Annotated in this window: 12 protein-coding genes and 3 pseudogenes; 6 read left to right on the top strand and 9 right to left on the bottom strand. The window is 70.1% G+C overall.

From position 1 onward, the window contains the following. Window positions 1-261: 261 nt before the first annotated feature. Window positions 262-1,299, bottom strand: coding sequence for a GDP-mannose 4,6-dehydratase (locus ACX9I7_RS29445; protein ID WP_189450130.1), 1,038 nt, complete (start codon window positions 1,297-1,299; stop codon window positions 262-264). A gap of 321 nt (window positions 1,300-1,620) precedes the next feature. On the opposite strand from ACX9I7_RS29445, the gene ACX9I7_RS29440 reads away from it, so the two are divergent. Beyond that, window positions 1,621-2,247, top strand: a complete 627-nt coding sequence (locus tag ACX9I7_RS29440) for an AAA family ATPase (RefSeq protein ID WP_387569437.1) — start codon at window positions 1,621-1,623, stop codon at window positions 2,245-2,247. A 7-nt stretch (window positions 2,248-2,254) separates the two neighbouring features. Here ACX9I7_RS29440 and pqqB read toward each other — a convergent pair whose 3' ends face one another. The 5 genes from pqqB to pqqA are packed head-to-tail and all read right to left on the bottom strand — an operon-like array spanning window position 2,255 to window position 5,379. Continuing rightward, window positions 2,255-3,136 carry a pyrroloquinoline quinone biosynthesis protein PqqB gene (pqqB, locus tag ACX9I7_RS29435; protein WP_459389044.1) on the bottom strand — a complete coding sequence of 294 codons (882 nt, stop codon included), beginning with the start codon at window positions 3,134-3,136 and terminating at the stop codon, window positions 2,255-2,257. Continuing rightward, window positions 3,133-4,200: a pyrroloquinoline quinone biosynthesis protein PqqE gene (gene pqqE / locus ACX9I7_RS29430; protein ID WP_459389043.1), complete on the bottom strand. Its 1,068-nt coding sequence runs from the start codon at window positions 4,198-4,200 to the stop codon at window positions 3,133-3,135. Before pqqE ends, pqqB begins: the two co-directional genes overlap by 4 nt. Beyond that, window positions 4,197-4,457 (bottom strand): pyrroloquinoline quinone biosynthesis peptide chaperone PqqD, encoded by a 261-nt coding sequence (pqqD, locus tag ACX9I7_RS29425; RefSeq protein ID WP_387569430.1) that lies wholly within the window; start codon window positions 4,455-4,457, stop codon window positions 4,197-4,199. The genes pqqE and pqqD overlap by 4 nt, the downstream gene beginning before the upstream one ends. Then, a complete protein-coding gene (gene pqqC, locus ACX9I7_RS29420) occupies window positions 4,454-5,158 on the bottom strand; it encodes a pyrroloquinoline-quinone synthase PqqC (RefSeq protein ID WP_459389042.1) in 705 nt (234 codons plus the stop codon). Before pqqC ends, pqqD begins: the two co-directional genes overlap by 4 nt. Window positions 5,159-5,208: 50 nt before the next feature. Further along, window positions 5,209-5,379: a pyrroloquinoline quinone precursor peptide PqqA gene (gene pqqA / locus ACX9I7_RS29415; protein ID WP_459389041.1), complete on the bottom strand. Its 171-nt coding sequence runs from the start codon at window positions 5,377-5,379 to the stop codon at window positions 5,209-5,211. Between the two features lie 457 nt (window positions 5,380-5,836). Between pqqA and ACX9I7_RS29410 the strand changes: the two are divergent. Next, window positions 5,837-6,259 (top strand): annotated as a pseudogene (locus ACX9I7_RS29410) (cupin domain-containing protein); the annotation flags it as partial. 47 nt (window positions 6,260-6,306) lie between these two features. On the opposite strand, the pseudogene ACX9I7_RS29405 reads toward ACX9I7_RS29410, so the two are convergent. Next, a pseudogene (locus ACX9I7_RS29405) lies at window positions 6,307-6,716 on the bottom strand (IS630 family transposase); the annotation flags it as partial. A 38-nt stretch (window positions 6,717-6,754) separates the two neighbouring features. Here ACX9I7_RS29405 and ACX9I7_RS29400 point away from each other — a divergent pair. Further along, complete coding sequence (locus ACX9I7_RS29400) at window positions 6,755-7,108, top strand: hypothetical protein (RefSeq protein ID WP_459389040.1); 354 nt, start codon at window positions 6,755-6,757, stop codon at window positions 7,106-7,108. 156 nt (window positions 7,109-7,264) lie between these two features. Further along, window positions 7,265-7,801 carry a hypothetical protein gene (locus tag ACX9I7_RS29395; RefSeq protein ID WP_387569413.1) on the top strand — a complete coding sequence of 179 codons (537 nt, stop codon included), beginning with the start codon at window positions 7,265-7,267 and terminating at the stop codon, window positions 7,799-7,801. A gap of 232 nt (window positions 7,802-8,033) precedes the next feature. On the opposite strand, the pseudogene ACX9I7_RS29390 reads toward ACX9I7_RS29395, so the two are convergent. Both ACX9I7_RS29390 and ACX9I7_RS29385 read right to left on the bottom strand, forming a co-directional pair. After that, window positions 8,034-8,665 (bottom strand): annotated as a pseudogene (locus ACX9I7_RS29390) (IS5 family transposase). A 72-nt stretch (window positions 8,666-8,737) separates the two neighbouring features. Further along, window positions 8,738-9,340, bottom strand: coding sequence for a DUF2867 domain-containing protein (locus ACX9I7_RS29385; RefSeq protein ID WP_459389039.1), 603 nt, complete (start codon window positions 9,338-9,340; stop codon window positions 8,738-8,740). A gap of 95 nt (window positions 9,341-9,435) precedes the next feature. Here ACX9I7_RS29385 and ACX9I7_RS29380 point away from each other — a divergent pair, with 95 nt between their 5' ends. Both ACX9I7_RS29380 and ACX9I7_RS29375 read left to right on the top strand, forming a co-directional pair. Further along, window positions 9,436-9,993 (top strand): TetR/AcrR family transcriptional regulator, encoded by a 558-nt coding sequence (locus ACX9I7_RS29380; RefSeq protein WP_387569407.1) that lies wholly within the window; start codon window positions 9,436-9,438, stop codon window positions 9,991-9,993. Between the two features lie 127 nt (window positions 9,994-10,120). Further along, complete coding sequence (locus tag ACX9I7_RS29375; RefSeq protein WP_459389038.1) at window positions 10,121-10,792, top strand: hypothetical protein; 672 nt, start codon at window positions 10,121-10,123, stop codon at window positions 10,790-10,792. Window positions 10,793-10,882 lie beyond the last annotated feature (90 nt).

Below are 10,882 nucleotides of genomic sequence, written 5' to 3'. Positions count from 1 at the left end.
AACCCATCTCAAGACCGGCGGACAGCAGAGGAATTCGCTGTGGGCATCCGGCACTCGGGATGGCTGATCCACAGTCGACGTGAGTCATCTGGGCGCCCCGCACCGACGGGGCGCCTGCTCGACTTCCCGCACGCCACGCGCTCAGTGTCGGCGGGCGTGGCCATGGAATTCCCTAGAGTCGGCCGGTTTTCGCTCGGTTCGGTCCGCTCCGGGCAGTGCGACGGGTGTGAGCAGGGGTGCTGGCGATGAGCCCCGGGGGGCCTACCAGCTCGCGGCGGAGAGCAGCTCGCCGTATTCGCGCTCGCGGCCGGCCTGGCGGAGGTCGGACTCGACCATCATCCGCATCAGTTCGGGGAATTCCACCGAGGGCTCCCAGCCCAGCTGTTCGCTGGCGTTGCCGTGGTCGGCGCAGAGCGTCTCGACCTCGGCGGGCCGCACGAGGGCCGGGTCGACGACGACGTGCTCCTCCCAGTCCAGGCCCACGCACTCGAAGGCGATGCGCGCGGCCTCGCGTACGGAGTGCATCTGCCCGGTGCCGATGACGTAGTCGCCGGGTTCGTCCTGCTGGAGCATGAGGTGCATGGCGCGGACGTAGTCGCCGGCGAAGCCCCAGTCGCGTACGGCGTCGAGGTTGCCGAGCAGCAGTTTGTCCTGGAGGCCGAGCTTGATCTGGGCGACGGCCAGCGAGATCTTACGGGTGACGAACTCGGCGCCTCGGCGCGGGGATTCGTGGTTGAAGAGGATGCCGGAGACGCCGTACATCCCGAAGGACTCGCGGTAGTTCTGGGTGATGTAGTGCCCGTAGGTCTTGGCGACGCCGTAGGGGCTGCGGGGATGGAAGGAGGTCCGCTCGTTCTGGGGGCTCTCGACGACCTTGCCGAACATCTCCGAGGAGGACGCCTGGTAGAACCGGATCTGCCCGGGCCGGTCCGCCCGCGCGGACGATCCGCTGAGCCCGCTGACCATCCTGATGGCCTCGAGCATCCGCAGCACGCCGGTGCCGTTGACCTCGGTGACGAGCTCGGCCTGCTGCCAGGACATCGGCACGAAGGAGATCGCGCCGAGGTTGTAGACCTCGTCGGGCTGGACGAGGTCCACGGCGGCCACCAGGCTGGCCTGGTCCATCAGGTCGCCGTGGACGAACTGGAGGTCGGGGATGAGCTTGCTCACCCGGTCCTTCCGGGGATTGGCCTGCCCCCGGTTCAGCCCCCAGACCTGGTACCCCTGGGAGAGCAGGTGCTCGGCCAGGTACGAACCGTCCTGCCCGGTGATTCCGGTTATCAGCGCGCGCTTGGACATCCAGTCCCCTTTCGCAGTGCTCGGCACGCTCACGGAATCACGCATGGGGCTAAGGAATTTCCGAGACTTCGGAGCACGCCCCCACCCACCCCACCCGGTTGTGCGCAATCGTCCCTCCCCCACCCCACCCGGTTGTGGGCAATCGTCCCGCTGGGCGGGACGGGTGGGCACAACCGGACCACCGGGCCGCACCCGAACAGGGCACCCCCGGTGCGGGGCAACCGCCCGACCACGAGACCCGTCTCCACGACTGGGCTCCACACACACGAAGAGAGACAGGACGTGGACGACGACATACCCGGGTCAACCACCGTGGCAAGAGTGGCGACGACGCCACAAGGGCTGACGGACCTGCGGGGCCAGGAAGGCCCCCCACTCACCCTGTCCTACCCACCCGGCACCGTCCTGATCGTCTCCGGCCTCCCGGGCAGCGGCAAGAGCACCCTGCTCCGCCGCCTCACCACGGCCGGGACAGCCGCCCCGGCCGCCCCGGCCGTCCCGGCCGTGGACCCCCGCACGTCCCACGAGGCGTGCGAAGCGGTCATGCCCACCTGGCTGCCGTACGCCGTGTACCGCCCCTGGGCCCGCGCGAAGCACTTCCGCCGGCTGCGCGCGGAGGTCCGCGGCGGCCGCCCGTTCCTGGTGCACGACTGCGGCAGCCGGGCGTGGATGCGCCGGTGGCTGGCGCGCGAGGCGGCACGGCAGGGGCACGAGCTGCACCTGATCCTGCTGGACGTGACCGCGACGGAGGCCCTGGCCGGGCAGGAGGCCCGTGGCCGGTGGGCGCCCCGGCGCGTCTTCGACAAGCACCGCAGGGGGCTGGACCGTCTGCTGGGCGAACTGTCCGGGGCCGGGGGCTCGCTCCCGGAGGCGGCGTCGGTGGTGCTGCTGGACCGGGTGTCGCGGGAGCGGGTGGCGGCGGTGGAGTTCGCACCGGACGCCGGGTAGCCGGCGCTCACAACTCGATCTCCATCCCGTCGGAGGAGACCTCGACCGGCCCCCCGCCCAGGGCGGCGCGTTCGGCAGACGAGGAATCCGCAAGCGGGTTGGTGTTGTTGAGGTGCGTATAAAGACTACGGACGCCATCAAGGGCACGAAGCCGCCGGAGCGTACCGCCGGGCCCGTGGACGGGAAGGTGCCCCATCGCGAGGGCACTCCCCCGCCCCATCTCGTCCTCGCTCCAGAACGTGCCGTCGAGGATCAGGCAGCCCACCCCGCTGAGGGCGCCATCGAGGCCGTCCGGCCAACGGGCCAGTGAGGGCGCGTAGACGGCGGCGCCGCCGGTGACCGTGTCGTCGAAGCGGTAGGCGACGACCCAGGGCCCGGGGGCGTCGAACCCGGCGGCGTACCGGGGCCGCTTGTCGCTGACGGGCACGGCGGTCACTGTCAACCGCCCACCGTCCAGCGGCAGGGGCCCGGCACCGACCGCGTGCCAGCGAGCGGAACCGTAGGGGGCAAGCAGCGCACGGAGCGGGAACGGCCCGCCGAGCGCGGCCAGAACGGCAGGCGGGGCGTACAGGTCAAGCGCGGCCCCCTCGCGCAGGGCCAGCAGACCGGCGGTGTGGTCGAGCTCGCCGTCGGTGAGGAGCACGCCGCGCAGCGGGGTGTGCCGGGTGCCGGTGGGTGGGGTGAGGCCGGGGGCGGCGAGGATCTGGGCGCGGATGTCGGGTGAGGCGTTGACGAGGTACCAGGCGTCCGGGGAGACGGAGACGGCCAGGCATTCCTGGGTGCGCCAGGCGTGGGGTCCGGTGGCGCGAGCCCGGGCGCAGCCGGGGCAGGCGCAGTTCCACTGCGGCAGTCCGCCGCCTGCGGCTGTGCCCAGGATCCGTAGCTTCATGCCCGGTACGGAAGCGTGTCGGGGGCGCTTTCGGCGTCCTGGAGGAGGGTGCGTACCAGCGCGTGGTGCGGGGAGAGCCGGCAGGCGGGGTCGGTGGCGGCGGGGTCGCCGGCCAGCTGGAAGGCCTGGCAGCGGCAGCCCCCGTGGTCGTCCTCCTTGAGGGGGCAGCTCCGGCACGGCTCGGGCATCCATGCGGTGCCCCGGAAGCGGTTGAACGCGGCGGAGTGGAACCAGATGTCGGCGAGAGCCGCCTGCCGGACGTTGGGCACGTCCAGGCCGGGGATGCGCGCGGCGGCCGGGCAGGGCAGGACGTCGCCGCTGGGCGTGACGGTGAGCTGCCGGCTGCCCCAGCCGTGCATGCAGGGCTTGGGGACGCCGTCGTGGAGGTCGGACCGTACGTAGACGATCTCCAGGCGGTGGGCGAGGGTGTTGCGGGCTTCCTGTACGAGGGTCTCTGCGGCGTCGAGTTGTGCCCGGCTGGGCACCAGGGCAGGGAGGTTGAGGAGGGCGGACCCGTAATACTGGGCGTTGGCGAGTTCGAGCCGGTCGGCGCGCAGTCGGAGGGCGAGGTCGATGAGATCGCGGGTGTGGCCGATGTTGGCGCGGTGCAGCACGACGTTGAGGGTGAGTGGAAGCCCACCCTCCTTGACCAGTCGTGCGGCGGCGAGCTTGCGCTGATGTACTGCGGCACGCCCGGCGATGGCGTCGGCGACCGCCGCATCAGCGTCCTGAAGGCTGATCTGGACATGGTCGAGGCCGGAGGCGACGAGGTCGGCGAGCCGGTCGGCGCTCATCCCCTGCCCACCAGTGATGAGGCTGGTGTAAAGACCAAGGCGCCGCGCATGGGCGACGAGCCCGGCCAGATCGCGGCGCAGCAGAGGCTCTCCCCCGGAGAAATAAACCTGAAGCACTCCGAGCTCACGGGCCTCTTCGAACACCCGACACCACTGTTGGGTCGTGAGCTCGCTGGAACGCGAGTGGCGGCCGGTGGGGTTGGAGCAGTAGCCGCAGCGGAGGGGGCAGCGGTAGGTGAGCTCGGCGAGCATGCCGAGGGGCCTGTTCACGGGTGTGCTCGTTCGATCAGCCGCCGCCGGGCGAGTGCGTCGAGGAAGTCCCGGAGGTCGTGCAGGGGGACGACGTCGTACGCCCGGGACAGGGCGTCGGCGATCGTGACCAGGTCCGTGTTCCCGTCACAGAGTGCGAGAACGCGGGCACCGGTCTCGTTGAGGATCAGCACCCCGTCGGGGTGGAGCAGAACACCGGCGTCCCGGACGGAATCGTGGATCAGCCGCACCCCTGGCCGCAGCCGCCAACACGTCACCGGCCACGACCCGTGTGTGCGTGTTCAAGGGAATCGAGGATGCTCCACAACACCTCGCACTTGAAGGCGAGGGCGGCGAGGGCCGCGTCCTGTTGTTCGCGGGTGACGCAGTGGGTGGTGACGAGGGTGAGGGCGTGCCCGGCGTCGTGGGTGGCGGTGCCGGGCCGGGCTTCGTGGTAGCGGTGGCCGGAGGGGGCGATCCAGGGGTAGTGGGTGCGCAGGGCGGTGAGACGGGTGCGCATGAGGGCGGGTGAGAAGAGCTCGGTGAGAGAGGCGGCGACGGCCTCGGTCCAGGGCCGGGTACGGGCGAAGGCGACGTAGGCGTCGGTGGCGAAACGTACGCCGGGCAGGACGTGGCGTTCGTCGAGGACCTCGGCGCGGGTGAGCCCGGCGGCTTCGGCGAGGTCGAGCCACTGCGTGTGCCCGCCGGGCCGGCCGTCGCTGCCGTCCTGGTCGGCGAGGCGCCGTATCCAGCGTCGGCGCACGTCGGCGAGGGGGCAGTTGGCGATGATGGCGGCGTCTTTCTGGGGCAGCCATTTCTGGTAGTACCAGCGGTTGGCGATCCACTGCCGCAGCTCGTCGGGCGCGAGGCGCCCTTCGTGCAGCCGGAGGTGGAAGGGGTGTTTGTGCCAGTACCGGTCCTCGTGGGCGCGGAGGGCGGCGGTGAACTCGGCCGTGCTGCGGGCCTCCGGGTCGGTCATAGGAGTTCCTCCCGGTCTCGGAATAACGGGTTCCGTGTTCCGGGTGGGGACTACCAGTGTCCGGCGTAGGCGGTGACCTCGGCGGCGAGCTCGACTTCGGTGAACACGGGCGGCGTCCAGGGCCGCGAGCCGACGGCAGGACTGCCCGTATCCTGCTGCGGGTCACCGCGTACACCCGCGACGGCCTCGGCGACGATCGACGGCACGACGGTCTCCGGCATGACATCTCCCCCTGATCCGGGCCGGGGCGACGCACCCGGCCGGTATTCCAGGTTCGGTCAATGACCACACGCCCCGCAATCGCCGGAACGAGTGACGGGCCGACGGGGCGGCACGGCCGGATACGGGCAGATAAGGAAACGTTCGATCGGGTCGCGGGCGTCCTGATCTCTCGAACTGTCTGGCCGGCCGCATCGTCCGGCGCGGCTCGGCCTTCTCCGGTGCGGTGTCTTGCGTCGGCGCGTGAGAGCGAGCGTGTGCGGTGGGTGCGCGCCAACGAGCCAGGGGCGACCGGGACCTGCGTGGGTAGCAAAGGTGGCGACAGCGTCTCGGGGCACTCTGGAGGATGCATGGTCGGCAGGCGCGGCGGTTCGGCACTGGCGTTGACTTCGCTGGTCTTGGCGGGCTCGGTGGTATGCGCCCCGGCCAGCGAGGCCGGCCCGATTGGACGTCGTCAATGTGATCCAGTGGGCCCTCGACAGTGCCGCCGCCGGTGCGAAGCCGGTGATGCACCACGAGCTCCTCTGGAACGACGGATTCATGGTCGCGCTTTTCGACGGCCCCAGCCCGCCCGGCAGGAGCGACTTCCACATCAACGCTTCCCCGGAGCTGTTCTACCAGGTCCGCGGAGAGCTGATCAGCCGAGTGTACGAAGGCGGCAAGTTCCGCGACCTCCTGATCGGGGAAGGCGAGATGTTCCTGATTCCCCCTCAGGTACCGCACCTGAACATCCGAACCGAAGGGAGCGTCGGGCTCGTCATCCATCGAAGCCGTGCAGCGGACGCCACCGAAGCGATCGTGCGGTACTGCGAGCAGTGCAGCCATGAGCTGTATCGCGAGGAGTACGTCCACGAGGACGTGCAGCGACAGGTACCCGCGTTCATCGACGCGTTCCACCACCACGAGGAACGCCGCACGTGCTCAACCATGATCCAGTCGTGCCGGGCGACGAAGTCGCGAAGGCCTTTCGCTGCGGTGGGTGTTCAGGTTGTCCCAAACGAGCACGAGCGGGGCGCCGAGCTGCCCGTGAGCGGCGATGAGCAGGTCGCGGTAGTCGGTCCAGGCGAAACTCCGGCGCCCAGCCCTGGTTCCGCCGTGGGGATCGTGGAAAACGGGCCGGGCGATCAGGCGGGCCGCTCACCCGGGCGGTAACAGCACAGGGCCGCCACCGAGATCCGGCCCCTGGAGCCTCCGCGGACCCGTATCACCGGAGTGGTCCCGCGCCGGGCCCAGGTGCGGCAGGTGGGCGGCGCCATCGAGAAGCCGGCCTCGTCCTCGAAGACGAGCCAGCCACCGAGCGCCGCCGCGGTGCTTCCACCTGCGGCCAGGTCTCCTTCACGAGTGACTCAGCGGTGGGATGCGCATAGCCTCGGCACCATGGGCGCTCTCCTGCCGCTTCTGGTGATCTTCGGTGGCTTCGCCGCGGTACTCGCGGGTTTCGTGTGGCTGGCGTTCCATGTCCGCCGACGGGGCACAGCGGGCGCGGCCGTCACTGCGGCGTTGGCGTCTTGGGAGGAGGCATATCGCGTGACCTCCCATGAGGCCTACTGGGAGATCAAGGCACAGGCAGAGCGCCAGTCACCCGTTCTGTCGCCGGACGGCCGCTGGCGGCCGAGCGGCCGCGAGACGAGGCAGGCGGACAAGGGAAGCCAGGAGGCTCTCCCGCCGTCCCCTCGACGACGCCGCACGAACCTCCGGCGCCTGGTACGGCGGCTGCGGCAGCGGGGCTGATCGACTCTACGGCCCATCGGTCAAGGCCACGACCGCCCCATCGGCCGGCGGCAGCCTGAAGACCTTTCACCAGGGTTCGCCGCCCCCCTGTCGCACCGACGGTCTACCGTACGGGCATGCCCGCGCTCCTACTGCGGTCATCAAAGGAGGTACCCCGTGCCATCGTCCTGTGATCCCCAGCATGCTCCCGCCGGTGATGTGGGTGCTGCGCTCATGTTGATCGACTCTCGACTCAAAGGCATCCACGACGGCAAGACCACCACCGACCCCGGACAACAGGCGCTGACAGATCAGGTCACCGCGTCCCTGGGGCCCAAGGAAGCCAATGACGTGCTGGACGGCACGTGCACGCTCATCTTCATGTTCATGCAGTGGCTGCGAACGGCCTGCGCGGAGCACGACGAGGACGTCATCGCGTATGTGGTGCCCAACCTCGTGGCGACGATGCGCATGATGCCCAAGAGCGTCCGCCCCGAGGTCATCCCCACCATGGCCGGCCTGGTCATAGCAGCGGCCACGGACCTGAGTCCCAGCCTGTGGCGCAAGCAGTACGGATTCTGGACCGAGAAGGAGATGAATCCCCTCGAAGCCACCGCCTTCCTGCTCGCGGAGCAGATCAACCGCCTCACGAACGACCCCGACTTCGCCACCCGCTTGATCACCGAAGCACTGTCCGATTCAGGCTGGTACTGACGAGCCGCACCGCGTCGGACACCCCCTCGCCTCGGCAACGTCTCATCAGGGTGGCCAAGCTCGAGTGCGCCGATGGGACAGTGGCAGGGCCCGCCCCAGGTTCATCGGAGGGCATACTGACGCCTGCGATCATCCCGGTCACCAAAAGCAGGGGAAAGGCCTCCGAACAACGAAATGCCCGCTTCCGGAATGAGCGCCACCCCCAAGCACCGTTACCACCTAGGAGCTTGTCTCACGTGGTGAGTTTGGCGAGCTTCTTGTAGCAGGTCAGGGCCGCGGCGAGGCCGAGGAAGGCGAGGAAGCGGGATCCCTTGCGTTCGTACCGGACGGTGAGGCGACGGCAGCCGAAGAGCCCGGGGCGCCGACGCCGCGGGCCCCGTCGGGAGCGCGCAACCGGGATGCCCAGGACGAGGGGCTTGAGCGCCTGGCTGTCGTGCGTGTTCGCGGCGGACACGGCGACCACGAGGGGATGCCCTGGGCATCGGACAGGACGTGCAGTTTGCTGCCGGACTTGCCCCGGTCAACCGGATGCGGCCCGGTCAGCGAACCCCCCTTTTTCGCGCGCATCGAGGCGGCATCGACGATCACCGACGTCCAGTCGACCTCACCCCAGGCGACGCCCGGCTCGTCCAGCACCGCACGGTGCAACCGCCGCCACAGTCCTGCCTGTATCCATGCAGTGAACCGCCGATGCGCCGTCAGGGGCGCGACTCCGAACGTCGGCGGCAGATGCCGCCACGCACATCCGCCGGTCAGCACGTACACCACGGCCGTGAAGACCGCCCGCTCGTCCAGGGGAGCAGTACCCCCGCCCTGCGGACGCGGATGGAACGGCGGCAACAACGGGGCGACCAGCTCCCACAGGCCGTCAGGAACTTGTGGTGGTCGATCCGGTCCGGCGGGCGAGAAGGTCGCCCCGCGGAAGCACTTATCCCGCTATCCCGCGTTCCTCTCGCCGGCGTTCGCCTGCCAGGTACGTCCGATGGCCCGGAGCAGTGCCGGGTACACCCCGAGGTACCGGAAGGGCTTGATGGCGGCCATGTAGACGGTCCCGAACAGCCCGTTCGGCTTCACCAGGACGGCCATCCGGCCGTGGTATCCGCCCGTTCCATCCGGTACCCAGCCGAGGTGCATCACCGCGTGCACGGTCCGGTTGGCCAGCTCGGCCGCCCACTCGTCGGGCAGTTGGTAGAGAGGGGTGAACGGGCCGGAAGGAGCATCGGCGTCCTGGGGGCCCTTGCGAAGGTCCGCCGGCAGCCGGTCCCGCAGCGTCCGTACCCGGGCGCCCGTCCCGGCGTCGTCCTTGTCCCAGCCGAGCAGTGCCCCGAGCTTCCAGCGGATCGCGAAGAGCAGGCGGTACACGGGGGAGGAGACGGCCGTCCCGCCTCCGGCCCCGTTCGCGATCTGGCGCACCAGGTGCGGGAAGTCGTCGGGACCGCCGGGTGTCGGGAGCGCCCACACGTCCTCGACCCGGAAGTCACCGGCGATCTCGTGGATCCGCCAGTGGCGGGAGGTGTGCGCGGTCCTGGGGAGCCTCATGCGCCGACCCTTTCTATACGATGCCGTATAGATGTGAGGCTAGCCCCGTCTATACGGCATCGTATAGACGGGGGGAGTGTGAAGGGAGACACAGCATGGCCACGGCCCGCACACCCCGCGGCAAGTGGATCGAGGAGGGGCTGCGGGCGCTCACCGCCGGCGGCCCCGAGGCAGTCCGCATCGAGTCGCTGGCCCAGGCACTCGGCGTCAGCAAGGGCGGCTTCTACGGCTACTTCCGCAACCGGGACGTCCTGCTCACCGAGATGCTCGACACATGGGAGCGCGAGGTCGCCGACAACGTGATCGAACAGGTCGAGAGCGGCGGAGGCGACGCCAGGACCAGGCTGGAGCGGTTGTTCGCGATCGCCTCGGTGGACGAGGGGCCCGTCACGGGCATCACCACCGAACTCGCCATCCGCGACTGGGCCCGGCGCGACGAGGCCGTGGCGCGGCGCCTGCGGCGGGTCGACAACCGGCGCATGGACTATCTGCGCCGCCTCTTCGCGTCCTTCTGCCAGGACGAGGACGATGTCGAGACCCGCTGCATGCTCGCCTTCTCGTTGCGGGTGGGCCAGCACTTCATCGCCGCCGACCACGGCGCACGCAGCCGTGCGGAAGTGATGGAGATGACCCGCGGATGGCTCCTGAGGTAGCGTCGTCGCCGCTGCCCACCGTGCTCGATGACACCCGACGGGGTTTCCGGGCCGGCCATCACGCGACAGGCCGGCGGGGCGGAGCACGTGGCCGGGCGACGACAGCACCACCTTTAGGGTGTTGCGCATGCCGTTCCCCATACACGCCCTTGCCCACCGGCCGCTGACAGCCGGGGCCGTCGCCGAACTCGTCTCTCTGCCGGCCGCGTCCCACGTCGCCGACGACTTCGACGCGGTCGAAGACGAAGCACAGCGGCGGGGGTGGTCCTGGGAGGACAGCCTGGTCTGCGAGTCCTTCCGCACCGCGGACCAGCATGTGCTGTGTTGCGACAGCGCCAGCCCCTTCGGGGACCCCGACGCACGGACTTTCCTGGTCTTCGGAGAGCTCTACCCCGTCAACCCGCACGACGAGAACATGGCGAACGGGCCCTGGCTGTACGGCCTCATGGACCGCTGGCAGGAGCTGCCGGGCTGGAGCGGCCGCAGGCCCGGCACCGACGAGGACTGCGAAGCCGTACTCGCGCAGGCCGCGCGGGTGGTGACCGCCCACCTCGGCGCGCCCCCTGAGCGGACGATCTCGTCCTCCGCGGCCCTGATGGCCGGGCCCGCGCTGACACACCGCGTCTGGCGCACCCTCACCCACGCGTTGATCCTCGGGCCCGCACCCGACAACGGCCCCTACGGATACCTCACCCACCTGCAGCTGTCCTGCACCCCCCTCTCCTGCGGTCCCGACCTGCCCTGCGCGGACGACGAGGACGGCCTGGCCGACTGGATGGCAGCGCACATCGACTGGTGACGGCGTGCCGCGTCCCTCGTCGAGCGGACCCCTTGTATGCCATGCCGGCCCGGGGTCACCTGTACGCCCGGCGCCGCTGACCGGAACATC

The organism is Streptomyces sp. L500 (genome assembly GCF_054551825.1).
Note: the sequence above shows the minus strand (reverse complement) of the source record. Positions and strands in the feature narration are given on the sequence as shown.

Excerpts from the sequence above, each read along its gene's own strand:
- ACX9I7_RS29445 (WP_189450130.1), bottom strand. The coding sequence starts at position 1,299 with ATGTCCAAGCGCGCGCTGATAACCGGAATCACCGGGCAGGACGGTTCG.
- pqqB (WP_459389044.1), bottom strand. The coding sequence starts at position 3,136 with ATGAAGCTACGGATCCTGGGCACAGCCGCAGGCGGCGGACTGCCGCAG.
- pqqC (WP_459389042.1), bottom strand. The coding sequence starts at position 5,158 with ATGACCGACCCGGAGGCCCGCAGCACGGCCGAGTTCACCGCCGCCCTC.
- pqqA (WP_459389041.1), bottom strand. The coding sequence starts at position 5,379 with ATGCCGGAGACCGTCGTGCCGTCGATCGTCGCCGAGGCCGTCGCGGGT.
- ACX9I7_RS29400 (WP_459389040.1), top strand. The coding sequence starts at position 6,755 with ATGGGCGCTCTCCTGCCGCTTCTGGTGATCTTCGGTGGCTTCGCCGCG.
- ACX9I7_RS29385 (WP_459389039.1), bottom strand. The coding sequence starts at position 9,340 with ATGAGGCTCCCCAGGACCGCGCACACCTCCCGCCACTGGCGGATCCAC.
- ACX9I7_RS29380 (WP_387569407.1), top strand. The coding sequence starts at position 9,436 with ATGGCCACGGCCCGCACACCCCGCGGCAAGTGGATCGAGGAGGGGCTG.
- ACX9I7_RS29375 (WP_459389038.1), top strand. The coding sequence starts at position 10,121 with ATGCCGTTCCCCATACACGCCCTTGCCCACCGGCCGCTGACAGCCGGG.